This is a genomic window from Allopusillimonas soli (genome assembly GCF_004153445.1).
Classification (GTDB): domain Bacteria; phylum Pseudomonadota; class Gammaproteobacteria; order Burkholderiales; family Burkholderiaceae_B; genus Allopusillimonas; species Allopusillimonas soli.
The window spans coordinates 456,741-482,284 of the sequence record NZ_SDQC01000003.1; the positions used below are offsets into that span (position 1 = coordinate 456,741).

Sequence of the window (25,544 nt, forward strand, 5' to 3'; positions counted from 1 at the left end):
GGAGCACAGCATGTCTGCCGTACCACAATCCGAACGTCCCGAACTTTCCGCCATCCGTGAACACATGATTATTGGCGGGAAGCCCTGGGCGCACGGGCAGGGCGAGCCGCTGCCGGTTTACGACCCCGCCACGGGCAAAATCATCGCTCACCAGGCCGAGGCCGGTCCGGCCGAAGTGGACGCCGCTGTCAGGGCGGCCCGACAGGCTTTCGAGGATCCCGCTTGGCGAGACATGCCGCCTGTGGAGCGCGAACGTTTGCTGCTGAAGCTTGCCGATCTTGTCGAGGCCAACGGCAACGCCCTTGCGCGCCTGGAAACATTGAACAATGGCAAACTGCTGTTCCTGTCCCAGGGATTGGAAGTGGGCGCCGGCGCACAGTGGCTGCGCTATATGGCCGGATGGGCCACGAAGATTTCAGGCGAGACACTGAATGTATCCATCCCCTTTCCTCCTGGCCTGAAATACCAGGCCTATACGCGGCCCGAACCCGTGGGTGTAGTGGGCGCCATCGTTCCCTGGAACTTCCCGCTGCTGATGGCCATCTGGAAGATAGCGCCCGCTGTCGCCACAGGCTGCACCGTGGTGCTCAAGCCGGCGGAGGAAACGCCGTTGACCGCCATACGGCTGGCTGAGCTGGCGCTGGAGGCCGGTTTTCCGCCCGGCGTCATCAATGTGATCACTGGCCGTGGCGAGGTGACCGGCGCAGCGCTAGTCGCGCATCCCGGTTTGGATAAGATCGCGTTCACAGGATCGACGGAGGTCGGCAAGCTGATCGGCAAGCAGGCCATGGACGACATGAAACGCGTGTCGCTGGAGCTGGGTGGAAAGTCCCCGGTGGTCATTCTGGACGATTGCCCGATCGAGCAGGCCGTGCAGGGCGCCGCTGGCGCCATATTCTTCAACCAGGGACAAGTCTGCACGGCTGGCTCGCGTTTGTTTGTACAGCGCGGCATCTATGAGGAAGTTGTGTCGGGTCTGGCCGAGCTGGCCGCCGCCATGAAGGTGGGATCGGGGCTGGATCCCGAGACCCAGATCGGCCCAATGGTTTCCGCCAGGCATCGCCAGCGCGTGCTGGACTACATCGCCAGCGGCAAGGCGCAAGGCGCGCGGGTTCTGGCCGGCGGTACCGGCGGAACAGGCAATGGTTATTTCGTGCTGCCCACTGTGTTTGCCGATGCGCCGCCCGATGCACGCATCTGCCGCGAGGAAATCTTTGGTCCTGTGGTGGTCGCCGCCGCCTTCGATACGCTCGACGATGCCGTGGCTCACGCCAACGATACACGCTTCGGCCTCGGCGCAAGCATCTGGAGCAACGATCTGACGCGCGTGCATCAGCTGATACCGCGCATACAGGCGGGCACGGTCTGGGTGAACACCCACAATATGCTGGATCCTCACATGCCATTTGGTGGATACAAGGAATCCGGCATAGGGCGCGAACACGGACGCGCCGCCATCGACATGTATCTGGAAAAGAAATCCGTCTGCATGGCCTACCCAGCCGGTTGAGCCGGCCCGGCATGCCATGTTCAGGACCGCCGGGCGACACAGAAAACAAAAAAGGAGACTATCACCATGACACGACTGAAACGCCTGCGCGGGCTTGCCTTGGCCGCTGCATGCCTGGGTATGGCATCGGCGGCGCATGCCGGCGACCCGAGCGCGCGCGACTGGATTCCCGCCCCGCCAGGCACCAATGTCATCGCCTCTTATCTGGCGGCACTGGGCAGCCATGGCTTCTATGACCGGGGACATCGCGTGGAAGGCGGTCCCGAGATCGATGTGCAGGCGCTGGTATTGCGGCCCATGGCCTTTCGCAAGTTGGGCAACTTCACCGTGCAATACGAGCTGATCGCGCCCGCCTACCGCACCCGGGCCAAGGTGCCCGGCAGCCCATCCGAAAGCATGACGGGCCTGGGCGATGTCCAGGCAGGCATGGCGATATGGCTGTACAACAACGAAGAGACCCGCACATGGTTTGCCTGGGAGCCGTTCATCACCTTTCCCACCGGGCACTATCATGGCTCGCGCGCCGATGTGTCCGCCGGCAAGAATCGCTGGACCACGGTGCAGGACCTGGCCTTCGTGAAGGGTGTGGGCGAATCCACTTTTCTGGAAGCCGTGGCCGAATTCGAGTTCTACGGCGACAACGACAACTATTACGGCCAGACGCTGGAGAAGGACCCCTCCACGCGCCTGATGTTCCTGGCATCCACGAACATCAATCCCAGCACCTATGTGGGACTGCGCTATCGCTACGAAACCGGGGGCCGTGAGAAGATCAACGGCAATACGGTGGTATCGAGCCAAAACAGCCACCAGTTGGCCGCCGAGATCACTTACCAGATCAACAATGCCAACCAGATACAGCTGCAGTACATCCATGATCTGGACGTGCGGAATGGGCCCAAGATGCGCGGCGTGCAGTTGCGCTATGCCTATATGTTCTGACGACGGATACCAGCGAGGAGATACCCACTCATGACAATTCCCCACATGAAAAGCCATTGTGCGGCCGGCGTGCTGGCGGCCGCACTGCTGGCCTGCACCATGCCCGCCTCGGCGCAAGAGCCCAAGACGCCTCAAGTGCAAGAGATACAGGCGCCCATGGAAAAACTGACCGGCGGGCACAGCCTGCCGGAGGATGCCACGCACCGCGTATATGTCATGGACTCCGTGTTCCAGCACCTGACCGACAGTCGGGTCAATATCTACGACGGCGATTCGGGCAAGTTCCTGGGCATGGTGCCCACCATTTACAACGGACAGATGGTGGTATCGCACGATGGCAAGCATATCTACATCATGACCACCTACTTCGATCGGGTTACGCGCGGCAAGCGCACCGATGTGGTCGAGATATGGGACGCAAAGAAATTGACTTTCCAGAAGGAAATCGAAATCCCGCCCAAACGCGCCCAGGCGCTTAACTACCGGGGCATATTCCGCCTGACCACGGATGGCCGGTTCATCGTGCTGCAGAACGCCACCCCCGCCACGTCGATCTCGGTCGTCGATCTGGAGAAAAAGGCGTTTGCGGGTGAGATTACCTCCACGGCAGGCTGCTGGAGCGTCATTCCGCTGCCCGATCGCCCGCATAGTTTCATGACGATTTGCGGCGACGGCAGTCTGCTCGCCATTGATCTGGACGACCAAGGCAAGGTGGCGCACCAGCAGCGCAGCAAGGCCATGTTTCCGGTGCAGGACGATCCTATTTTTATTGCGCCGGGCCTGATGCGCGACAAGGCCTATTTTGTATCCTTCAACGGCAACGTCTACACGGCCGACTTCAGTGGCAAGGAAATGCAGTTCGAGCCGGTGTGGTCGCTGCTGGATGACAAGGACAAGGCCGATGGCTGGGTGCCAGGCGGCTACAACCTCATCGACGTGGATCGCGCGTCGCAGCGGCTCTATGTATTCATGCACCCTCATGGCAAGGAAGGTTCCCACAAGAATCCGGCGGCCGAGATATGGGTCTATGATCTGAAGACGAAAAAGCGCGTTGCACGCGTGCCTGGACGCGATGCACTGTCGATGTCGGTAGCGCAGGGCCCCGATCACCGCCTGCTGACCATAGACGGGGGCAACGTGAATATCTACGACATCAGCGCACCCGAGCCGAAATATCTGCGCACCATAGAAGGCGCGGGCGAGGCGGCGCTGCAGGTGGAACCCCAGCCATTCCAGGGAGATCGGTCATGATGGATCCCATTCTCGTCTATGTTTCGGCGGCCGCGCTCTCGGGCATCATGCTGATCGGCGCAGTGGAAAAGCTGCTGCACTATGCCGACTTCGAAGCCGCCGCCGCGGGCCATGCCCTGCTTCCGCAGGCGCTGCTGCGTCCATTTGCAACCGCCTTCGTGTCAGCGGAGCTGGCCGGCGGCGCCATGCTGCTGGTGCCTGCCACGCGTACGGCAGGCGCCGGATTGACGCTCGCTCTCGTGCTGCTGGCCACGCTCGCCGTCATCATCAACCTGATGCGTGGCCGTAGCGGAATCGACTGCGGCTGTGGCGGATTCTCGCGCCGCGAGGGCGGCCTGTCGTGGTGGCTGGTGGCGCGCAATGCCACGCTGCTGGCTCTGGCGCTGCCGGCGCTCCTGGCAGCCCGCATGGCGCCGCGCGCACTGGGCTGGATGGACGTCCTGACTTTTTTCGGCGCCACGCTGGCAGCCCTTGGGCTTTATTTCTGCATGAACCAACTGATCGCGTCGCACAAGCGGCTTGAAGAAGCATAAGGAGACACCATGAATGCCTTGATGATATCCAACATAGTCCTGTGGGTAGTCGTACTGTGCCTGGTGCTTGCCGTGCTGGCGCTCACGCGCCAGATCGGTGTCCTGTATGAGCGGGTGGCGCCCATGGGCGCCCTGACCATGGATCGCGGGCCGGCTGTGGGCGACGCCGCCCCGGCCATGGAGCTCAATGACCTGCTGGGCCGGCCTCAGCGCATAGGCCATTCAGGCCCACGCAGCCAGCTGCTCTTTTTCCTGTCACCCACCTGCCCGGTGTGCAAGAAGCTGCTGCCCATTCTGAAATCCATCGCCGCCAGGGAAGGAAAGTGGCTGGAGATCGTCCTTGCCAGCGACGGCGAGATGCCCGAGCATCTGGCCTTCTACCGGCAAGCCGGCCTTACCCAGTTTCCATACGTGCTGTCCACCAGCCTGGGCATGGGCTTCCAGATCAGCAAGCTGCCCTATGCGGTACTTGTCGATGAACAGGGCATTGTGCGCGCAAAAGGGCTGGTGAACTCGCGCGAACAGCTCGAAAGCCTGTTTACGGCAAAAGAACTCGGCGTTGCTTCGGCGCAGGAATATCTCGCCGGCAATTCCATCCAGGAACTCAAGGTTACTCGCAAGGAGAATGCCAATGCGCTGGCTGGATAAATTGGGTGAAAACATGGCGCGCCAGGTCGCGCACAGATCGTCCCGCCGCAGTGTGCTAAATCGGGTCGGCAAGGTGCTGGTGGGGTCGGCTTTTCTGATGCCCGTGCTGCCCGTGGCGCGCGCCGCAGCCGGAAAGAAAACAGGAGACAGTCTCCTTGACGGAGCAACCGAGGAGGAACTGACGTCCTGCGACTACTGGCGCTATTGTGCAGTGGATGGCTTCCTATGCTCATGCTGCGGCGGCACGCCCACCACCTGCCCGCCCGGCACCACACCATCACCCATTTCCTGGGTCGGCACCTGCCACAACCCTAATGATGGCAAGGATTACCTGGTGAGCTATCACGATTGCTGCGGCAAGACGGCGTGCAATCGATGCCTATGCTCGTCGCAGGTTCGAGAAAGGCCCGGCTACGAGTTCTTTCTGCACAACGATGTCAATTGGTGCATGGCAAATGAGAATACGACCTTCCACTGCACAACATCTATTGTCGTGGGCCTCGCCAAGAACTGAGCTGCGCCAACCCCGGCGGGCACTGGCCGCCATGGCGCTATGCGCCATGGTCCTTGCTTGCGCCCCGACGGCCAATGCAGGCACAGATGGCATGGTGCACAGCACTGCAGCCTATAAGGATTACATGCTGCAGTGCGCGGGCTGCCATCGTTACGACGGAACAGGCGTTGCGCGCAATGGCGTGCCCAGTTTCAGGAACTCCATAGGACTGTTGGCCGCCCTTCCGCAAGGTCGCGACTACATGATACGGGTGCCTGGTGCGGCCCAATCGCAGCTCAGCAATGCAGAATTGGCCAATGTGCTCAATTGGGCCGTTATGCAATTCAGCCCTGGTCAGGCCGGCCTCGGCTTCCGGCTGTTCACCGCCACGGAAGTGGGCGCCTCCCGGCAACAGCGTTTCGATGATGTGGCCCGTGTGCGGCGCGCGCTTGCCGCGAGGATCGCGGAAAGCGGGCACCACCTGGCTCCCTACACCTTTGGAAAAAACGAATGATGCCAACCTCGGCTCGGCCCACACACCGCATGCACTAAAGGTTTCTACGCATAGATGCGCCGCACTGATTTAGGTATAAAGAATACATTCATGCTTGGGCGCCAAGCGGTTGCGGCGCGCCCGGCCCGTTTTTTGCAAGGTGAACCATGTATGGCGTCCCTGCTTCTGCGCACTCCGCCGCGCTATTTCGACCGGCCCGGCCCCTGGCACGACGGCGTCTGTGAGTATTTCGTACCGCTGGAAGTGCGAGCCAAGAACGCCGGCCCCTTTCTGAATACGGCCGCCCATGACAGCCTGGGGTGTCTGCGCGTCACCGAACTGCTTACCTCGGCTCAACGCGTATCCCGCACCAAGGTGCTCGCCAGCCGCGCCGAGGAAGGGCTGTACAAGGCTACGCTGCAATTGTCGGGCCGCAGCCGCATCGTTCAGGCCGACCGCACGGCCATTCTGAATCCTGGCGAGTGGGGCCTGTATGACACAGCGCGGCCCTATGAGGTCGACGTGGAACAGGATGCGCACTTTCTCGTATTGCAGATCTCGCCGGCGCAGATGCCGGTATGGGCGCCATACCTGCAGCGCGCTGTGGCCCGCGCCTTCAGCGCGCGGCATGGCAGCGCGCGTATCGCCATGGACACGCTTCGGCTGGCGCTGTCGGAAAGCCCCAGCCTGTCGGACGCCGCCATGCGTGACATCGCCGCCAGCATCATGCAAATGATAGGGTTGAATGTTTGCGAGCAGACCGGCGCAGAAGATATTTCAGGACTGGATGAGGTGCGCCAGGCGCAGTTCCGCACCATATGCCAGCATATCGAAGACAATCTGCATGATCCGGGCATGACCGCGTCGGGGATTGCCGCCCGCTTTCGCATTTCCCGCCGGTACCTATACAAACTGTTCGAAAGCCATGGCGCCAGTCCGGCAGACTATATCCAGGCAGCGCGCCTGGAACGCTGCCGCCGCATGCTGGCCAACACCGCCGCCACGCAGCAGATCAGCGACCTGGCGTACCGGCACGGTTTTTCCGACGCGGCGGCCTTCAGCCATGCGTTTCGGCGCCGCTACGGCGTGTCGCCAACCGAATGGCGGCGGCAGCAGACGAACGAGGCCTGATCCGGCCTCGCCCTGAAGGATCCCATACGCCAGACGATCAGTCCTTCACGAGCCGCCAGTGGCCATCCTTCACCGTGATGAGTTCGCGGCCGCGGTCATCAAAGCCGCTGTGATCCTGCGGGGACATGTTGTAGACGCCCTGGGTGGCAACCAGCTCCTTGGTGGTTTCAAGCGCATCGCGCAAAGCGCTGCGGAATTCCGGCGTGCCAGGCTTGGCGGTCTTTCCGGCAATGGGAATGGCGCGCTCAAGCAGCAGACCGGCATCGTAGACATTCGCCCCGAACGTGGCAGGCTTTTCGCCGTATTTATCCTCGTAGCGCTTGATATAGTCCACTGCCACTTTCTTGGACGGATTGCTGTCGTCGATTTCAGGCAGCACAAGCATCAGGCTGGCCGCCAGTATGGTGCCTTCGACATCCTTGCCTCCCAGCTTCAGGAAGGCCGGCAGCGCCGCGCCATGCGTCTGGTAGAACTGCCCCTTGTAGCCTTGCCTGGCTAGCGTGGTCTCCGGCAACACGGCATTCGAGCCCGTACCCGCGATCAGCACGGCGTCGGGGTTGGCCGCAAGCACCTTGAGGGCCTGGCCCGTCACCGAGGTGTCCGAACGCTGGTAGCGTTCCGTCGCAATGAGGTCTATGCCATGCTCCTTGGCAAGGCCCGTGATGACCTTGAGCCAGTTTTCGCCGTAGGCGTCGTTCAAACCGATAAAGCCCAGCGTCTTGATACCATGGGTTGCCATGTGGCCAACGAGCGCCTTGGCAATGATGTCGTCGTTCTGCGTGGTTTTGAACACCCACTTCTTCTGCTCTGTCATGGGCAGGACAACCGCCGCGGTACCGACCGGCGCCAGCATGGGCGTGCCTGACTCCGCCGCAAACTGAATGACCCCCATGGCGTTGGGCGAGCCTGATGGCCCGATGATGGCGTCCACCTTTTCCTCGGTGATGAGCTTCTTGAAATTGGTGACGGTCTGCGTGGGATCACTGGCGTCGTCCAGCGAGATATATTCCACGGAAAGATCGCCGATTTTGGCCGGCAGCAGGGCGACGGAGTTTTTCTGCGGGATGCCTATCATGGCGGTGGGCCCAGTTGACGAGGTGACAACACCCACCTTGACTTGGGCGGATGCTGGCGCTGTGCCAAGCACGGCCAGCAGGGCGGCCGACAGGGCCAGGGTTCGAATCAGCATAGGTCTATCTCCTTTGGTATGACTGCACGTTTGTTGTGTGCTGCGGGCACTGCGCTTACCCGCAAGTCTAACGGCCAGCTGCCAACTGCGCACGTCTTCCTTTCCGGATGCCGCGCGGCCCGCCGGCACATTGCTGGCGAAATGGATCAAATGGTCACGGAACTCACGCTGGCGCCTCCGCATACATAAAGCGTCTGACCGGTCACGAAGCTGTTGGAAGGGTCGGAAAAGAACATGACGGCGCGGGCCACATCGTCGGCGCGGCCAAGGCGCTGGACTGGGATACCCTTGGCGATATTCTGCTCTCTTTCGCTACCGGCGGGGATGACATCGTAGAACATGTCGGTCTGGATGGGGCCTGGCGCCACGACGTTGACCGTGATGCCCTTGGGCGCGAGTTCCAGTGCCCATGTGCGCGCCATGCCCACCATGCCTGCCTTGGTGGCCGAATAGGCGGTGCGTGTGGGCAGGCCCAGCGCGCCGCGTGACGACATCAGCACGATGCGCCCGAAGCCGGCGCGCTCCATGCCCGGCAGCACCGCCTGCGTCAGCGCAATAGCTGCACCCAGATGGATCTGTGTCAAGCCCTGGAGTTCATCCAGGGACACGTCAGGTAGCAGATTGGGCCAGATCACGCCCGCATTGTGCACGAAATGGGTGACAGCATGTTGGCCTGCAATCTCCTGCGCTGCATGGGCAACCGCCTGAGCATCCAGCAGATCCACCTGCACCGGTAGCAAGGCGGGATGGGAAAACCCGGGCGCCCGTCGCGCCATGGATATCACGTCATAGCCTGCCTCCAGCATTTGCCGGCAAATCTCGGCGCCTATGCCGGCGCTGCCGCCCGTTACCAATGCCATGTACTTGTCTGCCATCCTTCACTCCCAGTCCGCGCAGCGGACCTTAATTGCTTCAGTCCAGGTCAGGGGCGCGGCTGTGCGGCGCCATTGGATGAGGTCAATGCCAGGACCCGCAGCGGGCTGCCCGAGCCGCGGCGTATCTTCAACGGCGCGGAGAAGATGACGGCGCCGCGAGGTGGCAACTGATCCAGGTTGGTCATGCATTGCAGGCCGTAGCGATTATTGCCATGCATGTAGTAATGGCACGGAAAGGGAGGATCCAGATGCTGGGCCTGTCCTGTATCGGTGCCGACGGACTCGGTGCCGAACCCGTGCACGTCCCGTTCCTTGATGAGCCAGGGCACCACCTGTGCATCCGGACCGGGCGAATGTGCACCGTCTTCTCGCATGTTGAGATAGTCGGTAGGTTTCTGGCGCTTGGACCAATCGGTGCGCATGAACACCCAGGAACGCGGCGGAATGCGGCCGTGCTCGGCCTCCCAACGTTCGACAAAGTCTATGGTAAGCAGGAAATCGGCGTCCTCGCGCGCCTCAACGGAACAATCCAGAACGCAAGCCTCTGCAATGAACGCCTCGACGGGTATGGTGTCCACGGTGTTGTCAGGCTGGTCCTTGCCGCTGACCCAGTGTGCCGGTGCATCAAAATGCGTGCCGGTATGCTCCGACATGGAAAAGTTGTTCCAGTACCAGCCGGGTCCGCGCTCGTCATAGCGCGAGATTTCCTCAATGCGAAACGGCCAGGCCTGGCCGAACTCGGGCGGCAGGACGATGGTGGGAAACTCCGGCGTAAGGGTTTCGGTCAGATCCACGATGCGTATCTTGCCCGAAACAAGCTCGGCCATGAATTGTCCCAATACGGTAGTGCTCATGATGTCTCCGGTTTGTTGATGTCAAAGCTCGCGCTCGAGCCCCTTGGGATTGGCCCGCCAACGGTCCAGAAATTCCTTGGCGACATCACCCACGTAAACGTCCTCGGTTCCCTCCTGCAAGGCGCGTACGATGGCCGCGGCGACCGCGCCGGGGGCCACCCGGGGGGGAGGCGTCAATTGCTCCCACTCATGGTCCAGCGGGCCGGGGAATACGTTGATGACACGTACGCCGGCCTGCATGAATTCCTGGCGCAAGCATTGCGCCACAGACAGCGCCGCAGCCTGCGATGCCGACCACAAGCCACGCGCGGGCAGGTTCACATGCGCATAGATGGACAGCACATTCACCCAGGCCACGGCATTGTTCACGCCGTCGGCGGCGCGCCCGAACATGCCCGGGCCGAAGTGCTGCGCCAGCCGCATCAGGCCCATGCAGTTCACTTCCATGGCTTCACGCGCAGTATTCATGCCATGGCTGAACAGGACGCCGCCGTCGCGCTGGTAGTCGGCCGTGTTGATCAGGATATCCACTTTGCCGCCTATCGAACGCGAAATGCGTTCCACTGAATCGGTGTCGGTGATATTCATATCCTGCGGCAGCACGCGCTCGTCCTCGCATAAGGCATCGAATTCGGCACTGCGGCGCCATACATCGGGATCGCCAGCGAACACCATGCTGGCCTGCGCATCCAGCAGGGCGCGTATCGTCGCCATGCCCAGCGGCGTTTTGCCATCGGTCACCAGGACGCGACGGAACTTGGGGTCGCACGCGGTTTCGCGCAATGTCTTGTCGTCTTCCATATTGGGGGTCGCCTCATCGGGAAGTGCAATCATGACCGCCTGTCCACTGCGATCGAGTTTGAGCGCCAGCCGAACGATATCGGCTTCCTTGCAATCGCCATGCACATGGGCGACCACGGCGGGGCCCGCGGCCATCTGCACCGTGCCTATGCGCCAAGGAAGGCGTTCGCGGAAGTACAGGTCGTTGCTGTGATGCAGCGTGGTCACAGCCAGCAATCGTCCGCGCGGATTCACCGGCAACCATCGCAACCTCTCGGACAGGCATTGCCGGCATACTTCGCGTGGCGGATATTGCACGGCCTGGCAGTCCTGGCACACCTGCAGTTCAAATCGGCCCAGCGCCGCGGCGGCAGTCAGCCCCAGCGCGCGGCGGCTGCGTATCTGGGGCGGGCGCGTCGGCTGCCGTGTGCGCGCAAGCGGATTCTTGCGGGGCGGGCGCGTCAAAGGCTGTGTCATGCATCGCTCCTGGCAAGCAGCGCTGCGGCAGTGCACAGGCCACGATCATAGTTGATCATGCCGAAGCCGCTTATCAAGCCTATGCGCGGATTCTTTAATTGTGTGCCGCCCGCAGACCCGGTCAGTTGCCGCACGGCCTCCACAAGGCCCAGATAGCCGCCTGCGGCGCCCGCCTGACCCACCGACAGCTGGCCGCCGCAGGTGTTGAAGGGAAAGCTGCCATCGATCGTAAAGGTGTGATCGCGCACGAATTCCGGCGCCTCGCCTTTCGCGCAGAAGCCCAGATCTTCGATCTGCATCATATTTATCACAGGGTAGTCGTCATAGGCTTGCATGAAGTCGACGTCTGCCGGCGCAACGCCTGCATGATCATAGAAATCATCGCGATCGATAGTCCAGCCGCCTCTTATCTGTATGGGATCCTCAGGCCAGGCATTGTGGCGTTCCATCGTGGAAAGAATACGGACAAACGGCAGCCCCAGATCGCGGGCGCGTTGTTCGCGCATGACCATAAACCCCTCCGCGCCCGCGCAGGGCATGACACAATCGAATAGATGAATGGGGTCTGTGATCAGCCGCGCCTCAAGATACTGCCGCAATGTGAGGGGCTTTTTCATCAGGGCGTGCGGATAGCGCAATGCATTTTCGCGCTGTGCCACGCATAGCTTGCCAAAATCCTCGCGCGTTGCGCCGGTCTCTCGCATATAGTTGCGCGTCAGCAGCGCGAAGCTGGCATTGGGGCCGCCCGCACCATAAGGATAGACGCCATCCTGTGCAAAACGGGAAAACTGGCTGAGTGTATGCCGGAAGGAATCAACATGATTGGTGTCGCCGGCAACACACGCCACAAGCTCGGCATCGCCGCACTGCACCGCACGCGCCGCCCTGCGCAACCCCATGATGCCGCTCGCGCCCCCCGTGGGTATGTGATCCAGCCAGCGCGGCGTCATGTCGAGATGCTGTACCAGGCCCACCGCCGTGTCGGGTGCCAGGGTGAAACTGGAGACACACAAGCCATCGATGTCGGCCTTGTTGATCCGGGCTCCGCGTATCAATTCCCGCAAGGCGTGTCCCAGCCACCAGTGTGCGCTCTGAATGGAATAACGCACATACGGGATGCTCACGGGAACCGTCGCCACGACCCCGTCATAGCTTGCGCGCGGGTGACTCATGGCGCCACCTCCTGGCGCTTCTTCATGTCACGCGTATCCGAGCACAACGCGCTTCCAGGCAGCGTTGGCGCCAGCGTCTTCAGCTCGCCGCGCTGGATCTTGTTGGTGGCTGTCAAAGGTAGCGCATCGATAAAGGCGACATAACCCGGCACCTTGTAATAGGCCAGCCGTGTCAGGCTCCAGGACACGATATCCCGCGCCAGGGCTGCCGCACCCGCGGCATCCGGCATGGCGTGCGGAACAATGCAGGCCATGACCTCGTCGCCCCGCACCGGGTCGGGCACCGCCGCGCAGGCCACGGCTTTCACGGCCGGGTGCTGCAGCAGCACGCTTTCCACCTCCACCGCTGCGATATTCTCGCCGCTGCGCCGGATTACATTCTTCTTGCGGTCGACAAAATGCAGATAGCCCTGTTCATTGCGGCGCACGATATCGCCGGTATGAAACCAGCCGCCTTCCCAGGCAGCGCGCGTGGCCGCCTCGTCCTTGAGATACCCCGAGAAAAAACCCAGCCTGGGGTCGGAGCCGGCGTGCCGCACCCATAATTCCGCGTTCTCGCCTGTTCCGGCATCCTGGCCGGCGTCGTTCACCAGGCGCACCTCGACGTCCGGGGCCTCTTTGCCAAAGCAGCTGCTGCCCACAAAACGCGGCTCGCGATCCGCGATGATGACAGCGCCTGCACCGGTTTCCGTCATAGCCCAGGCCTCCAGCAATGGAAAGCCGAAGCGGGTCTCGAACGCCTGGTGCAGGGCCGGATCTATGCCCGCACCGAAACCGAAGCGTACCTGGTGCTCCGCGTCATCGGTACTCGCCGCCGCCTTCATGAGAATGGCCGGCATGACGCCCAGGTAGTGCACTACCGTCGCCCGGGCCTCGCGCACCGTCTGCCACCAGGTGCGCGGATGAAAGCGGTCCAGGGGAACCAGGCAACCGCCTGTGAGGACCATGGCCATCACGGAATAAGCCATGGCGTTCATATGCACCAGGGGCAACGGCGTCAGCATGCGCTCGCTGCCGATGCGCAGGGCGGCCAGGCCGCCCGCATCGCGGTACCACAGGCCCGCTTGCAGGAAATAAGTGTTGGGCAGCATGCAGCCCTTGGGCCGCCCCGTGGTACCCGATGTATAAAGCAGTGCGCATTCCGTCTGCGCGCCGATGGGCAAATGCTTTCGTGGCGGCGGTTCGGCCGCCGGCGGCGGTGTGCCGTCCGGTGCCATGACGGCGAGAGTACGTCCCACGGCGCCTGCGGCCGTCGCCAGGCTGCCGTGGCGTTCGGGCAGCGCCACCGCGATGGCGATTTCGGAGTGCGCCACCAGATACTCCAGCTCCGCCGCCCGCAATTCGGCATTGATGGGCACGACGGACACGCCCAAGGCATTTAACGCGAACCAATGCAGCAGAAAATCAGGCCGATTCTCCAGCAAAAGCCCCGCGCGATGGCCATGGCCGTAGCCCGCCTGCGCGTACGCCCGCGACAGACGCGACACCCGATCCAGACTGTCGCCATAGCGCAGTTCGCCCGCCTGTATGCCATAGGTCTGCGCGGTTTCGGGCACGATGCACAGGAACGGCTTGTCGGGCCAGCGCCGGGCCGCCTCAGAGAATGCCTGGAAAACGGTCTGAATCTCGGTCAATGCGCGCCCCTACATAAACAGCTGGATGCTGCGCAGTGCAGCATCGCAATTGACCAGATCCACACGCTTTAGCCGTATGCGCAAAGCGCCGTCGATGTCCTTGAGCTCATAGGTCGACCAGCCCGCATAGAGCGCCTGCTGATCCAGCCGCGTCTCGACATAATGGAAGGCCGCGCGCACCACATACTGTCCCTGGTCAGGTTGATGCCAGGGGTGATCGGACTCGATCGTGGGCTGCTGCAACAAATGATGGCTGCGGCTGGTGGGCTGCTGCGAATAGGTGCGCTGCCCAGCCAGGCGCTCCACCCGCACGCGCAGGAGCAGCCTGTCTTCATACATGAGCGACCCTTCCATAATCGGATCGGTCTGGCCCGGCGACAGTGGCATCCAGTAATAGCCGTCCTCCGTGTACAGATCCAGCCAATCCTGAAACCGACGTTCGTCGAGCAACCGGGCCTCGGCGTAGACAAAGTCGATCAGATGCCGGTCGCTGTATCCCCGCGTGCTCATGCCGCCTCCTTCATGCTCGCGGTCATGTACCGCGCCCACGCTTGGTATTGATTGCGCATCTGCCACTCGCTCGTGCCGTTGACCACTTCATTCTCGCGCCCCGCTTCGTCCGGCTCGTAAAGCCGCGCCACATTCACCCACTCGCGCCCGCGGCTGTGCAGTCCATGCTGCGACCGCTCATACACCTCGTGATCATCATGGCCGACAACCGAAGTGGGCGCATTGATCAGCCGGTTGTACATGAGTGTGCGTTCCAGCAGCTTGTCCGGCGCACCCACCAGGCGGAAGGTCCAGGACTCGACCAGCGTCCTGTTTGCCGCCAGCGGCTTGAACACGCGCAATGTCTGAATGGGACCCTTGACCATGATGTTAGGGAAGTAGGTGGTGTTGTGCCGCACTTCACCCAGTATCTCCTTCGCCCGCTCCTCGCCGTAAGCGGCGGTCATGGCTTCCATATAGCCGGGAATGGCGGAATAGGCTGCATGGATGGAGTTGTTCACGCCGGTATGCCCATGGCCGTTCTTCCAGACGCGGATGCCCATGCCTTCGAAGAACTCATAGGGGGAAATGAAGGGCGCGAACTGCTCCACTGCCATGGGCTTGGGCGTGCCTTCGGGTGCCTCTTCCCAGACGCGCACGGCGGTTCCGGCCGACGACTCATGGGCCACCATCGGATGGCAGGTGTCGGTCTGGTTGTCCACCAGCATTTTCCAATTGCAGTCGTGCACATAGCGCAGAACCCCGCCCGCGGCCTCGAGCCTGCCTTCCGGCGAACGGTCCGCCATGTTGTCCAGCGTGGATAGCGACTCGCCGAAGAAGTCTTCGAAGGACTCTCCGTCATGGTTCAGCCGACAGAAAACAAAGCCCCGATGCACCTGCACATTCGGTACCGCAGCCATGCCTTGGCTCGCTTCGCACGCTTTGAGCACCTGCGGGTCATAGCCTTTTTTCAACGGGATCGACAGCAATTGTCCATCCGTGCGGAAGGTCCATGCGTGGTAGGGGCAGCGAAAAAACTTGCCCGTACTGCCGCAGGTGTCATTGACCACCATCACACCCTTGTGGGCGCAACGGTTATGCAATACGCGGACCGACTTGTCAGTGTGCCGCACCATGACGACCGGCTGGTCGCCCACGGTAGTGGTGTAGTAATCGCCCACGTTGGGAACCTGGCTTTCGTGGCCCACATACACCCACGTATTAGCGAAAAGATGCTCCATCTCCAGTTCGAACAGCTCCTGGTCTATGAACAGGTCCCTGTGGACTTCCGTCGGCCGGACCAGCGCGGCCACTGCGACGGGATTATTGCGATAGTTCATATTGTCTCCATGTATCAAAGGTCCAGCACCAGCCGCGGCGAGCGGCTGCGCGAGACGCAGATCTGCATGACATCGCCGGCCGCGCGCTCCTCATCGGACAGATAGCAGTCGCGATGATCGGGTGTACCTTCCAGCACGGTGGCCTGGCATACGCCGCATTCGCCGCGGCGGCAATCGCACAGCGGATCGCAACCGGCCTCCTCCAGCACTTCCAGAATCGTCTTGTCCGCCGGCACATGCAGCGCCATGCCGGACTGGCGCAGTTCGACTTCGAAGCCAGTATCCCCGGCTTGCGCCTCGGGCGCCGTGAAGAGCTCGAAACGGACGCGCTCGCGCAGCCATTGGCGCGCTCCGGCAGCCTCCCGCAACGCATCGATCATGGCGCGCGGCCCGCATACGTACACGGGCTGATCAGCCTCCATGGCGTCCAGCAGCGCGCCCAGCGCAAGAGAGCAATCGGCTTCATCGTCAGGGTGCACATGCAGCACCTGGCCATGCCGGGCGGCGAGCGGTTCGAGGAAAGCCATCTGGTCCCGACTGCGGCCATAGTAATGTAACTGGAAGGGACGTCCGGCACGCCTGAGCGCCGCTGCCATGGCGGTAATAGGTGTAATGCCTATGCCGCCAGCCACCAGGACGACCTCGCCCCCGAGCTCACCGTCCGGTGCGTTCTCCAGCGGGAAGTCATTATGAGGCCCGTCCACTTCCAGCGTATCACCCACCTTGAGCGCATGCATATGGCGCGAGCCGCCGCTGCCCGGATCTTCCAGCCGGACGCCAAGACGGTACTGAACAGGCGCATCGAAGGATGCCGCGTCATCATCCAGGCATACCAGCGAATAGCAGCGCGGCAATTTCTGGCCGGGCACGGCCACGCGCAAGTGCGCGCCCGCCGTGAAGGCCGGCAGCGTTGCGCCATCTGCGGCACGCAGCGTTATCGCGCGGATGAGCGGCGTTTCCATTCGGGTATCGACAACGGTCAGAATCAAATTGCTCACGGTTATCTCTTCTGTATTCTCAGGTGCTAGCCGAGGAAAGTGCCTGCGCCATCATCTGATCCAGTTTCTCGCCTTTGCTGTCCGCCAGGGCGGCTTCACGCAGGGCCTTCAACTGGGCGGCCGCATCGGGCTGGCCCAGCAGATGGCTGGCCGCCAGACCCAGGCGCTGATACTTGCTTGCTCCGCGCTCGTGCGTGTCGCTGTATCCCTTGACCAGCCGGCGGCAATTCACCAGCTCCACCGCCAGATCATAGTCGTGATGCACTGTGTCGTAGATCTGCTCGAGCCATTGCCGCAGGCTGCGCTGCTCGACCTGATGACGCAGTGTCCCGCGCCGGAAGCGGCGCATACCGGCCAGGCAATACAACAACAGAAAGCCTCGCAGGCTGCCGCTCTTCACATAACGCCCCTTGCGAAACAGCGGACTCAACATGCGCTGCATGAATGCCGAATTCTCGATGGCCCGCCCCAACCGGGCAGGCATGGCGCCGCAAACCTCTTCGAGGCGGGGGTGCATATATTCGGTCGCGTAGACAATCTGTGCCGATTCCGCGCGGGTTTCTTCGCGCACGCGCTCGAAACGGCTGCCCCGGGTTTTCAGGTCCGCCACCCTGATGACATCGTCGTATGCCATTGCAACCGCCACGTATCGGGCCGCAGCCACAGTCAGCGCCCAGTGCTTTGGCGCGCCGCCGAACCGGGCATCCAGATCGCGCAGGGCGTGCATGTGCTCCATGTACTCCTGCGCATAGCGCAGATCCTGGAACGCCAGCGTGCGGCGCAACCCCGCCACCATCATGGATTGGGCCTGCTGAGGAAAATTTTGCCTCAGATCGTCCAGCAATGCTTGCACGCGGGGATGCGAAGCCTGCAGCGGCACTTCCGGCGTCGAACGTTCACTTTCAAGACGCGGTGGGGCGTGCGGTGCGGCCCTGGCCGCCTCGAAGGCCGAAGCAAACGCACCCAGGCTTGCCTCCACGCCCAGGCCTGCGCGGCGCACGGTCTGCTCGAAATCATCGCGGACAAAGGGTATAGCCTCGCTGCCCGCCAATGCACCAAAAAGACTGGCGCTGATGACACTGCCCGCCTCTTCCGCCATAGCCTGAAGATCCAGACAGATAAAGCGGCGGGCCGCTTCGCTGCCTGCCTCGAGGACCGCGTTCGAATCGGCGATGCCGTTCCCGTGGGCCGCCTTCTCCGCCACCGCATAGCTGCGATGAGAAGAGGTGATCAGCGTTGTACGTTCAGGCGTCACGAAGCCGCGCTGTATGGCGCGCCCGCCCTCCATGAGCTCAGCGGCCAGCACCACATCGACATCGCCCGGCGTCGGCATCATGGCCAGCGCCGGGGGTCTGCCAGCTGCCTGCACCGCACCCTCCGGAAGCAGCTCCACGTAATACACCGTTGCGCCAGTGCGCTGCGCCACGCCTGGCACGGACGTCGTCTGCGCCCACCAGCCGGCGTGCTCCGCCATATCGACGACCCAGTCGGCCAGCACGCCGCCGCCCTGCCCGCCCATGGCCAGGATTGCAATCTTGATGGGCGTACCTGCGTGGAAACGGACGCCGGGTGTCGCGCCCGCGGCAGCGTTCATATTCATGGCCGGACTCCTACAGGGCGTATTCATTCAGTTGGGCCTGACGGCGAGCCTGCAGATAGCCAATGACGCGCCGGCGCATCCCGGCCTTCCATTGGTCCCATCGACTCGGGTTGTGGATAACGTCCGCGCGATAGAAAGACGGGCAGAGAACGGCCGCGTCCGCGACCTCTCCGCAATTGCCACAGCCCACGCAGGTGTTGTCGACATAGGCGATGGGGTCTTCCTTCAGAGGATCGCCGCTGTCCTTGATGGTCAGGGAGGGGCACCCCGACAGCCGGATACAGGCGTGATCACCGCTGCAGACATCGGGATCCACGCCAAAGCGTTGCCGTACGACACGCTTGCCGCCCTTTACCGCCTGCCTGAACAGCGGCTTCTCCCGCCGCTGCCGATTGAGCATGCACTCGGACTGTGCGATGATGACTTTAGGACCCTTTTCCGCCGTGGTCAGCGCCTCTTCTATGGTGTTGCGGGCCTTCGCCACGTCGTATGTGCGATCCAGCGTACGCACCCATTTCACACCCACGCCGCGAACTGCCGTCTCGATGGGGTTGTTGGTGGAACGGTGCCTATTGCTCGCCCTGGACGACAGGATGTCCTGCCCGCCCGTTGCCGCGGAGTAATAGTTGTCGACGATGATGATCACGCCGTCGTATTTGTTGAATACGGCATTGCCGATGCCGGACGCCAGGCCGTTGTGCCAGAAGCCGCCGTCGCCCATGATGGAGATGGGTCGCTTGGATGAGGGAACGTTGAAGGCGGCTGCGCTCGATGCGCCCAATCCATAACCCATGGTGGTCGCGCCCAGGTTGAACGGCGGCAAAATGGAGAAGAGATGGCAACCAATGTCGCAGGCGATATGATGCTCGCCCAGCTTCTCCTGCGCCAGCGTAAGGGCCGCGAACACCGGACGCTCCGGGCACCCGGTACAGAAGCCGGGCGGACGGGGAGGCACCACGCCAGCCAGGCTGGCCGCCACCATCTCGGGCGGCTTGCGCGGGACCACGGATGGAGGGGGCGCGTCGCCCTTGTCGCGTGCAACCACGGTTTCCCGAAGATTGGGCGGGGCGGGCGCCTCGGCAACGCGTTGAAGCAGCGCCGGCGCATGCGCCGCCAGGAACTTCTGGATGCCGTCACGCATAACGGCTGTCGTGTATTCGCCCGCCATGGGCAACATGTCCTTGCCGTGCAGTGTCGTGTCCGAACCGGCCTGGCGCAATATGCTGTGCAGATTCTGGGCTATGTAGTCCGGCTGCCCCTCTTCGAGCAGCAGCACTGCCTTCCGGTTTCGACAGAAATCGCGTATTTCCTCGTCCACGACTGGATAGGTCACGTTCATCACGTACAGGGGAATGCGGCTGTTGCCAAAGGTGTCCGCAAGACCAAGCAACTGCAGGGCGCGGATGACACCGTTGTACAGACCGCCCTGCAGGATCAATCCCAGCGACTGCTCGTCGCCGTCGAACACCTCATTGAGGCCATTGCTGCGTATGTAGTCCACCGCCGCAGGCCAACGCGACTCAACCTTCTCATGCTCATGCAGGAAAGAGGCCGGCGGCAGCACGATCCGGCTGGTATCGCGCACCGGCTGCGCCAGCGCCTGCGACAGCGTCATGGCCGGCCGGCGATTGTCCCTGGCGATGAATCGCCCATGCACATGGCAGCTGCGTATCCGCAACTGCAGCATCACAGGCGTATTGCTGGCCTCCGAAAGCTGGAAGCCGTCCTCGACAGCCTTGACCATGCTCTCCAGGTTAGGCCGCGGATCCAGCAGCCAGATCTGCGATTTCATGGCAAAGGCATGGGTACGCTCCTGCATGATGGAGGACCCCTCGCCGTAGTCCTCCCCCACCACGATCAACGCGCCGCCGGTCACCCCGCCCGAGGCGAGATTGGCGAGCGCATCGGAGGCCACATTGGTGCCAACGGTGGATTTCCAGGTGACGGCGCCCCGTATCGGATACATCACCGATGCAGCCAGCGTGGCGGCGGCGGTGGCTTCCGAGGCACTGGCCTCGAAATGCACGTCCAATTCCTCGAGAATGTCCTGGGCGTCTGCCAACACATCCATGAGATGGGAAATCGGTGAACCCTGATATCCGGCCACATAGCCTACGCCAGACTGCAGCAGCCCCTTGGTGACGGCCAGTATGCCTTCACCCCGGAATTCCTGGCCAGCGCCGATGCGCAACTGCTGCACTTCCTTCTTGAAAGAGCGTTCCGCCATATTGTCTCCTGCTTGCCATTCTATCGTTGGTCCGAAGTACTTTAAGCCTCAAATTAAAGCCCGTCAACGAAAATATGAAAATTCATGCAATAATCAAATTTATCTGTCAGGATAAGCAGTTGTGTATGCGCGTTTTCCATTAGATGCACTGCGAAAATGGAAAAAAATGAGCGGAAAGCTTATATCAGGCTACTATGATGCCGTGCACCGGCGGGCCCGTTTCCGGCATCGCGGCCACCACTGATTGGGGATATTCTTGGAAGACAAAACAGGATCGCGGCGATTCGTACAGCACTATCTGGCGTCGGTCCTGGCACAGGCGAGCCACCGCATTTCGGCGGAGTTCCATGTCGAAGTCCGAAAAGCCGGGCTGACCGTGACCGAATGGCGCATACTTGCCAGCCTGATGGGCAGCGAGGGCGAAACCGTGGGGGAACTGGCCCGCCTGGCCGTCACCAAGCAGCCCACGCTCAGCAAGGTGCTGCCCGGACTTGAGGCGCAGGGCTACATCCGGCTGCGCACTGTACGCAGCGACAGGCGTCAGACCCGCGTCAGTATCACATCCAAGGGCGAACGGCTCGTCAGCCCCCTTTGCGCACAGGCCATGGATCATCAACGACGCATCCTGGCCAGGCTCGAGCCCGGTCATGGCGAACGACTGGTGGACATGCTGCGGGCCATTATTGCGCCCTGAGGCGCCACGGGCACACGGCTTGCTGCCTTTTTTAAGAAAGATGCGGCAAAAGACGCAGAAAAACACCTAAAAAAGGAACTTTTTCACCAAAATCGACTCAAAATTGCATCTGTTGTCTATTTGCGCAATGTATTAGCACTCTAGCCTCAAGAGTGCTAACATATCTGTGGAACACTTTGCAAAAGGATCCCTCTATACGATGACGCAAGCCCCGCAATCCATGGCGCTGACCAACTCCCAATTGGCGCTGGCTGTCTCCAACCCCGGCGCGCTCGGCACGATTGAAGCCTATATCAGTGCCGTCAATCACTTGCCTCTGCTCACGCAAGAGCAGGAAATCGACTTGGGCAGACGCCTGCGCGACCAGTCCGACCTGGATGCCGCCCGGCAGCTCATTACCTCGCACCTGCGCCTGGTTGTCTCCATTGCCCGCCAATACTTGGGCTATGGGCTGGCGCATGCCGACCTCATCCAGGAAGGCAATGTCGGCCTCATGAAGGCCGTCAAGCGCTTCGATCCCGATCGCGGCGTGCGCTTGGTTTCCTTTGCCGTGCACTGGATCAAGGCCGAAATCCACGAATACATCGTACGCAACTGGCGTCTGGTCAAAGTGGCCACCACCAAGGCCCAGCGCAAGCTGTTCTTCAATCTGCGTCGCATGCGTCCCGATGGCAGCCAGAGCCTGGACACCGAGCAGGTCGACCATATCGCGCGCGAACTCAATGTGCGCCCGCAAGATGTCACCGAAATGGAAGTGCGCATGTCCGGACAGGAAATGGCGCTGGAGACCCGCGAAGACGAAGAAGGCTACGCACCCATCTCCTATCTGTCCGACGAGGGCCAGCAGGATCCCTCCAATGTTCTCGAACGGCAGGCACACTACGCCTTGCAGGGCGAAGGGCTGGCCCAGGCGCTGGAAAGCCTCGATCCGCGCTCCCGACGCATCGTCGAGGCCCGCTGGCTGCAGGACGGCAACGGCGCCACGCTGCACGAGCTGGCCGCCGAATTCGGCGTATCCGCCGAGCGCATCCGCCAGATCGAGGCCGCCGCATTCAAGAAGCTGCGCACCGTACTGACGCACTGATTCCCTTTCAATCCAGCCGCATCATTACGCCGGGCCTCGCGCCCGGTTCGCTTTTTGCGCGCTGACAGACGTTGCAGGCAGGCAAGTCGGGCTTCCGGGTCATCTCCTTTTACAAATTTCACGGAGAAGACGGAACTTACCGGATCCGGGCCTGACTAACACAATGTGGACAATGTGTGAGCTTTGATGCGCGAGCCATTGATCATCATCCGCTTCGGCTTCTCCTCTTCCCCTCCCTATTGAAGCGGATGTTTTCAGGACACCCCCCGGGTGTCCTTCTTTTATCCAAAAGGCGCCAAGCGAGAAAATGCGCGCCTGGCAGGCAATGCAAAGGCCTGAAAAAATTCCGCGCAAAATTCCGCGCGCATACCTGAAAGCGGCCCGAAAAAAGGTATCCTTGAACCTTCGCTCGACCTTAGACGTACATCATGGAAATAGGTCACCTGGTATTCGGCCTGGCGGGCTTGCTCGCTCTCGTGTCATTCATGCCGCCCATCGCCGGCCGGTTGCGGTTGCCCTATTCAGTTCTGCTGGCCATTGTGGGCATCATCCTGGGCCTCATTATCCATGTGCACAGCTGGGCGCCGCTGGTCATGTCCGATTTTCTGGATTCGCTCCAGAATTTCGAGGTATCGTCCGAGACCTTTCTCTTTGTATTCCTCCCGATACTTCTGTTCGAAACTGCGCTGGCGCTCAATGTGCGCCGGCTACTCGACGATATAGGACCGATTCTCATGATGGCCATCGTAGCGGTGGTCGTCTGTACCGTCGCGGTGGGCTTCTCCTTGAGCGCCGCATCCGACTACGGCCTGGTCGTTTGCCTCATGCTTGGGGCCATTGTTGCCACGACGGATCCGGTCGCCGTGGTGGGGGTGTTTCGAGACGTGGGCGCGCCCAAACGTCTCATGACCCTGGTCGAGGGCGAGGCGCTGTTCAACGATGCGGCATCCATCTCCTTGTATACCGTGCTGCTAACCGTGATTTTCGGCAGCACCACGCTCTCCCCCGGCACCGTCTTCTCCAATTTCGTCATCAGCTTTCTGGGCGGCGGACTGTCGGGCTTTCTCATGGGCCGGCTGGCAAGCGGCCTGTTCATATCGCTACGTGGCTGGCCGACCGCCGAGATCACACTTACCGTTGCACTGGCCTATCTCACCTTCTACATATCCGAGCACTATCTCGGCGTATCGGGCGTGGTGGCCACTGTCATCGCCGGGCTGGTCGTGGGCACGACGGGCCGCACCCGCATGTCGCCAGCAACATTCGAGCAGCTGTCCGGCGCCTGGGCGCAGTTCGGATTCTGGGCCAACTCGCTTATTTTCGTGTTCGCGGCCATGCTTATCCCGCGCATGGTGACAGACATCACATGGAGTCAGGTACTGCTAATTATCCTGGTGTTCGCTGTGACCCTGCTTGCCAGGGGCATCATGACCTTCGGCATGCTCCCGTTGCTGGGCCTTACCCGGTTCGGTACCAAGGTCAGCCGCTCCTATCGCACTGTGATGTGGTGGGGTGGATTGCGCGGCGCGGTGTCGCTGGCGCTCGCACTGGCGGTCACCGAGCAGCATAACGTTCCATACGAGGCGCGCCAGTTCATCGCCGTCGCCACGACTGGCTTTGTGCTCATCACGCTGTTCCTCAACGGCACCACGCTGCGCCCGCTGATACGCAAGCTGCACCTGAACGAACTGCCATTGATGGAGCGAGTGCTGCGCAATCAGGCTGTAGTCGTAGCGCTGGAGGATATTCGCGAACGCACCGACGACATCGCCGAACGCGAACATATCAGTCACGACGCCCGCGACCATGTAAATGCCGTGTTCGATGCCACGCAGGCAAGCATTGACGGCGGTGAACTGGCCAGGCTTTCCGTGGACCAGAAAGTTTCCATAGGGCTGGGCATCGTGGCGGCGCGCGAAGAGGAAATGTTCTACGATACGCTCAAGGCGCAGGTCGTGGACTGGCGTTCCGCGGAGTCGCTACTGGCCCGCGCCGAACGTATGAGCGACGCGGTGCGCTCGGGTGGCCTCGCGGGATTCCACGATGCCGTGGCTGCCGATTTGCGCTACTCCATGCTGTTCCGCATCGCGTTGCGCCTGCAGTACGTACTGGGTTTCCAGGGCTTGCTCGCGCGAGAGCTTGCCAAGCGCTTCACCAATCTGATGAGCAAGCGATCCGTTGCGCAGCGGCTGGTGGAATTCACCGAAACAGAAATCCAGCCGTTGCTGGGGCAGGACGCCACGGACATCATCGTCAAGGCGCACCGGTATCGCATGACGCAACTGGAAGGCGCCTTGCAGGCCATGATGCTGCAATATCCTAAATTCGCCATCTGGCTGCAGGAAGCCTACCTGGGCCGCATGGCACGCGCCCTGGAGCGTCTGCGCTATCGCGACATGCTTTCACAGGTGCTGATCACGGGTGAAATGTATGCCGACTTGATCAAGCAGACGAATTCGCGCTGGCAGCACGTGGACAAGCACCCTGGCCTGGATATCGCGATGAGCGCGTCGGAGTTGATCCAGCGCATCCCGCTCTTCGAGGGCCTGTCGCCCGAGAACGCCGCAGCCATCAGCAAGCTGCTCAAGCCCCGCCTGGCGGTCCCCGATCAGGAGATACGCATGCAGATCGGGCGCGGCCGTGCCATGTACATTGTGGCCTCCGGCGCCGTGACCATACACTTGCCCGACGATACGACAGTCGAATTGGGCACGGGCGAAATTTTCGGTGAGCTGGGATTGATGGCGGACACGCCTTTCGAAGCCCGTGCCACATCGCTGGGATACAGCCGCCTGCTCATGCTGCTTGAAGGCGACTTCGACACGCTGCTTAGCCGCGATGCCGACCTGCGCAACAAGATCGAAACCGTCATCAAGCAAAGGCTGCGGGCGCTGCAGGTGTGGCGGGAGTTCCAGTCCGGCGAACGCCAGCATGAGCCTCTGCCTGATCTGGCGCCTCGCGCCGATACGTCCACGGATGGCGCCGCACAAGCGGACGAAGGCGCGAACCGTATGCCGGACGTGAAACGCTCGGACGAAACACATGAGCGCACGGACATGGCGGACCCGGCGGACGCCGCCACTCGGCAGGATGATGGCTCTGTGCCAGCCAAAGACTGATGCGCGCCGGC

At 61.8% G+C, this 25,544-nt stretch carries 22 protein-coding genes; 11 read left to right on the forward strand and 11 right to left on the reverse strand.

The genetic code is table 11. The features are described 5' to 3' along the window. The first annotated feature begins 10 nt into the window (after positions 1–10). The 8 genes from ERD78_RS12000 (at position 11) to ERD78_RS12035 (ending at position 7,001) form a co-directional block, all read left to right on the forward strand. Positions 11–1,510: an aldehyde dehydrogenase family protein gene (locus ERD78_RS12000; RefSeq protein ID WP_129969527.1), complete on the forward strand. Its 1,500-nt coding sequence runs from the start codon at positions 11–13 to the stop codon at positions 1,508–1,510. A 66-nt stretch (positions 1,511–1,576) separates the two neighbouring features. Further along, positions 1,577–2,452, forward strand: coding sequence for a transporter (locus tag ERD78_RS12005; protein WP_129969528.1), 876 nt, complete (start codon positions 1,577–1,579; stop codon positions 2,450–2,452). Between the two features lie 30 nt (positions 2,453–2,482). Then, on the forward strand, positions 2,483–3,703 hold the full coding sequence (locus ERD78_RS12010; protein ID WP_306669783.1) for an amine dehydrogenase large subunit: 1,221 nt from the start codon (positions 2,483–2,485) through the stop codon (positions 3,701–3,703). Then, a complete protein-coding gene (locus ERD78_RS12015) occupies positions 3,700–4,236 on the forward strand; it encodes a MauE/DoxX family redox-associated membrane protein (protein ID WP_245152450.1) in 537 nt (178 codons plus the stop codon). Before ERD78_RS12010 ends, ERD78_RS12015 begins: the two co-directional genes overlap by 4 nt. A 9-nt stretch (positions 4,237–4,245) precedes the next feature. Next, entirely contained in the window at positions 4,246–4,884 is a 639-nt protein-coding gene (mauD, locus tag ERD78_RS12020) for a methylamine dehydrogenase accessory protein MauD (protein ID WP_129969529.1), read from the forward strand. Continuing rightward, on the forward strand, positions 4,868–5,398 hold the full coding sequence (locus ERD78_RS12025) for a methylamine dehydrogenase light chain (protein WP_129969530.1): 531 nt from the start codon (positions 4,868–4,870) through the stop codon (positions 5,396–5,398). Before mauD ends, ERD78_RS12025 begins: the two co-directional genes overlap by 17 nt. Positions 5,399–5,489: 91 nt before the next feature. Further along, a complete protein-coding gene (locus ERD78_RS12030) occupies positions 5,490–5,891 on the forward strand; it encodes a cytochrome c family protein (RefSeq protein WP_180029205.1) in 402 nt (133 codons plus the stop codon). A 150-nt stretch (positions 5,892–6,041) separates the two neighbouring features. Next, entirely contained in the window at positions 6,042–7,001 is a 960-nt protein-coding gene (locus tag ERD78_RS12035; RefSeq protein ID WP_129969531.1) for a helix-turn-helix domain-containing protein, read from the forward strand. Between the two features lie 37 nt (positions 7,002–7,038). Here ERD78_RS12035 and ERD78_RS12040 read toward each other — a convergent pair whose 3' ends face one another. From ERD78_RS12040 to ERD78_RS12090, 11 genes are all read right to left on the reverse strand, one after another. After that, positions 7,039–8,190 carry an ABC transporter substrate-binding protein gene (locus ERD78_RS12040; protein ID WP_129969532.1) on the reverse strand — a complete coding sequence of 384 codons (1,152 nt, stop codon included), beginning with the start codon at positions 8,188–8,190 and terminating at the stop codon, positions 7,039–7,041. A gap of 146 nt (positions 8,191–8,336) precedes the next feature. Then, the gene (locus tag ERD78_RS12045) at positions 8,337–9,065 is read right to left on the reverse strand and encodes an SDR family NAD(P)-dependent oxidoreductase (protein ID WP_129969533.1); all 729 of its coding nucleotides are present in this window, start codon (positions 9,063–9,065) and stop codon (positions 8,337–8,339) included. Positions 9,066–9,112: 47 nt separating this feature from the next. Then, the gene (locus tag ERD78_RS12050) at positions 9,113–9,919 is read right to left on the reverse strand and encodes a cyclase family protein (RefSeq protein ID WP_129969534.1); all 807 of its coding nucleotides are present in this window, start codon (positions 9,917–9,919) and stop codon (positions 9,113–9,115) included. 21 nt (positions 9,920–9,940) lie between these two features. Beyond that, positions 9,941–11,176 carry an SDR family NAD(P)-dependent oxidoreductase gene (locus ERD78_RS12055; RefSeq protein ID WP_129969535.1) on the reverse strand — a complete coding sequence of 412 codons (1,236 nt, stop codon included), beginning with the start codon at positions 11,174–11,176 and terminating at the stop codon, positions 9,941–9,943. Further along, on the reverse strand, positions 11,173–12,348 hold the full coding sequence (locus tag ERD78_RS12060) for a thiolase family protein (protein WP_129969536.1): 1,176 nt from the start codon (positions 12,346–12,348) through the stop codon (positions 11,173–11,175). Before ERD78_RS12060 ends, ERD78_RS12055 begins: the two co-directional genes overlap by 4 nt. Beyond that, positions 12,345–13,982, reverse strand: coding sequence for an AMP-binding protein (locus ERD78_RS12065; RefSeq protein ID WP_218940836.1), 1,638 nt, complete (start codon positions 13,980–13,982; stop codon positions 12,345–12,347). The genes ERD78_RS12060 and ERD78_RS12065 overlap by 4 nt, the downstream gene beginning before the upstream one ends. Before the next feature lie 9 nt (positions 13,983–13,991). Then, complete coding sequence (locus tag ERD78_RS12070) at positions 13,992–14,492, reverse strand: aromatic-ring-hydroxylating dioxygenase subunit beta (RefSeq protein WP_129969537.1); 501 nt, start codon at positions 14,490–14,492, stop codon at positions 13,992–13,994. Then, the gene (locus ERD78_RS12075) at positions 14,489–15,811 is read right to left on the reverse strand and encodes an aromatic ring-hydroxylating dioxygenase subunit alpha (RefSeq protein WP_129969538.1); all 1,323 of its coding nucleotides are present in this window, start codon (positions 15,809–15,811) and stop codon (positions 14,489–14,491) included. The genes ERD78_RS12070 and ERD78_RS12075 overlap by 4 nt, the downstream gene beginning before the upstream one ends. A 14-nt stretch (positions 15,812–15,825) precedes the next feature. Then, a complete protein-coding gene (locus tag ERD78_RS12080) occupies positions 15,826–16,809 on the reverse strand; it encodes a PDR/VanB family oxidoreductase (protein WP_129969539.1) in 984 nt (327 codons plus the stop codon). A gap of 19 nt (positions 16,810–16,828) precedes the next feature. Continuing rightward, the gene (locus ERD78_RS12085; protein ID WP_245152451.1) at positions 16,829–18,409 is read right to left on the reverse strand and encodes an indolepyruvate oxidoreductase subunit beta family protein; all 1,581 of its coding nucleotides are present in this window, start codon (positions 18,407–18,409) and stop codon (positions 16,829–16,831) included. Between the two features lie 10 nt (positions 18,410–18,419). Beyond that, complete coding sequence (locus ERD78_RS12090; protein WP_129969540.1) at positions 18,420–20,636, reverse strand: thiamine pyrophosphate-dependent enzyme; 2,217 nt, start codon at positions 20,634–20,636, stop codon at positions 18,420–18,422. A 256-nt stretch (positions 20,637–20,892) separates the two neighbouring features. Between ERD78_RS12090 and ERD78_RS12095 the strand changes: the two genes are divergently transcribed. The 3 genes from ERD78_RS12095 (at position 20,893) to ERD78_RS12105 (ending at position 25,533) form a co-directional block, all read left to right on the forward strand. Beyond that, a complete protein-coding gene (locus ERD78_RS12095; RefSeq protein WP_306669782.1) occupies positions 20,893–21,330 on the forward strand; it encodes a MarR family winged helix-turn-helix transcriptional regulator in 438 nt (145 codons plus the stop codon). Between the two features lie 199 nt (positions 21,331–21,529). After that, a complete protein-coding gene (gene rpoH, locus ERD78_RS12100) occupies positions 21,530–22,414 on the forward strand; it encodes an RNA polymerase sigma factor RpoH (RefSeq protein ID WP_129969542.1) in 885 nt (294 codons plus the stop codon). Between the two features lie 428 nt (positions 22,415–22,842). Then, positions 22,843–25,533 (forward strand): cation:proton antiporter, encoded by a 2,691-nt coding sequence (locus tag ERD78_RS12105; protein ID WP_129969543.1) that lies wholly within the window; start codon positions 22,843–22,845, stop codon positions 25,531–25,533. Positions 25,534–25,544: the final 11 nt, after the last annotated feature.

What these genes read in the sequence shown, in the direction of transcription:
- ERD78_RS12000 (WP_129969527.1), top strand. Translation starts at nt 11, where the DNA reads ATGTCTGCCGTACCACAATCCGAACGTCCCGAACTTTCCGCCATCCGT.
- ERD78_RS12005 (WP_129969528.1), top strand. Translation starts at nt 1,577, where the DNA reads ATGACACGACTGAAACGCCTGCGCGGGCTTGCCTTGGCCGCTGCATGC.
- ERD78_RS12010 (WP_306669783.1), top strand. Translation starts at nt 2,483, where the DNA reads ATGACAATTCCCCACATGAAAAGCCATTGTGCGGCCGGCGTGCTGGCG.
- ERD78_RS12015 (WP_245152450.1), top strand. Translation starts at nt 3,700, where the DNA reads ATGATGGATCCCATTCTCGTCTATGTTTCGGCGGCCGCGCTCTCGGGC.
- mauD (WP_129969529.1), top strand. Translation starts at nt 4,246, where the DNA reads ATGAATGCCTTGATGATATCCAACATAGTCCTGTGGGTAGTCGTACTG.
- ERD78_RS12025 (WP_129969530.1), top strand. Translation starts at nt 4,868, where the DNA reads ATGCGCTGGCTGGATAAATTGGGTGAAAACATGGCGCGCCAGGTCGCG.
- ERD78_RS12030 (WP_180029205.1), top strand. Translation starts at nt 5,490, where the DNA reads ATGGTGCACAGCACTGCAGCCTATAAGGATTACATGCTGCAGTGCGCG.
- ERD78_RS12035 (WP_129969531.1), top strand. Translation starts at nt 6,042, where the DNA reads ATGGCGTCCCTGCTTCTGCGCACTCCGCCGCGCTATTTCGACCGGCCC.
- ERD78_RS12040 (WP_129969532.1), bottom strand. Translation starts at nt 8,190, where the DNA reads ATGCTGATTCGAACCCTGGCCCTGTCGGCCGCCCTGCTGGCCGTGCTT.
- ERD78_RS12045 (WP_129969533.1), bottom strand. Translation starts at nt 9,065, where the DNA reads ATGGCAGACAAGTACATGGCATTGGTAACGGGCGGCAGCGCCGGCATA.
- ERD78_RS12050 (WP_129969534.1), bottom strand. Translation starts at nt 9,919, where the DNA reads ATGAGCACTACCGTATTGGGACAATTCATGGCCGAGCTTGTTTCGGGC.
- ERD78_RS12055 (WP_129969535.1), bottom strand. Translation starts at nt 11,176, where the DNA reads ATGACACAGCCTTTGACGCGCCCGCCCCGCAAGAATCCGCTTGCGCGC.
- ERD78_RS12060 (WP_129969536.1), bottom strand. Translation starts at nt 12,348, where the DNA reads ATGAGTCACCCGCGCGCAAGCTATGACGGGGTCGTGGCGACGGTTCCC.
- ERD78_RS12070 (WP_129969537.1), bottom strand. Translation starts at nt 14,492, where the DNA reads ATGAGCACGCGGGGATACAGCGACCGGCATCTGATCGACTTTGTCTAC.
- ERD78_RS12075 (WP_129969538.1), bottom strand. Translation starts at nt 15,811, where the DNA reads ATGAACTATCGCAATAATCCCGTCGCAGTGGCCGCGCTGGTCCGGCCG.
- ERD78_RS12085 (WP_245152451.1), bottom strand. Translation starts at nt 18,409, where the DNA reads ATGAATATGAACGCTGCCGCGGGCGCGACACCCGGCGTCCGTTTCCAC.
- ERD78_RS12090 (WP_129969540.1), bottom strand. Translation starts at nt 20,636, where the DNA reads ATGGCGGAACGCTCTTTCAAGAAGGAAGTGCAGCAGTTGCGCATCGGC.
- rpoH (WP_129969542.1), top strand. Translation starts at nt 21,530, where the DNA reads ATGACGCAAGCCCCGCAATCCATGGCGCTGACCAACTCCCAATTGGCG.
- ERD78_RS12105 (WP_129969543.1), top strand. Translation starts at nt 22,843, where the DNA reads ATGGAAATAGGTCACCTGGTATTCGGCCTGGCGGGCTTGCTCGCTCTC.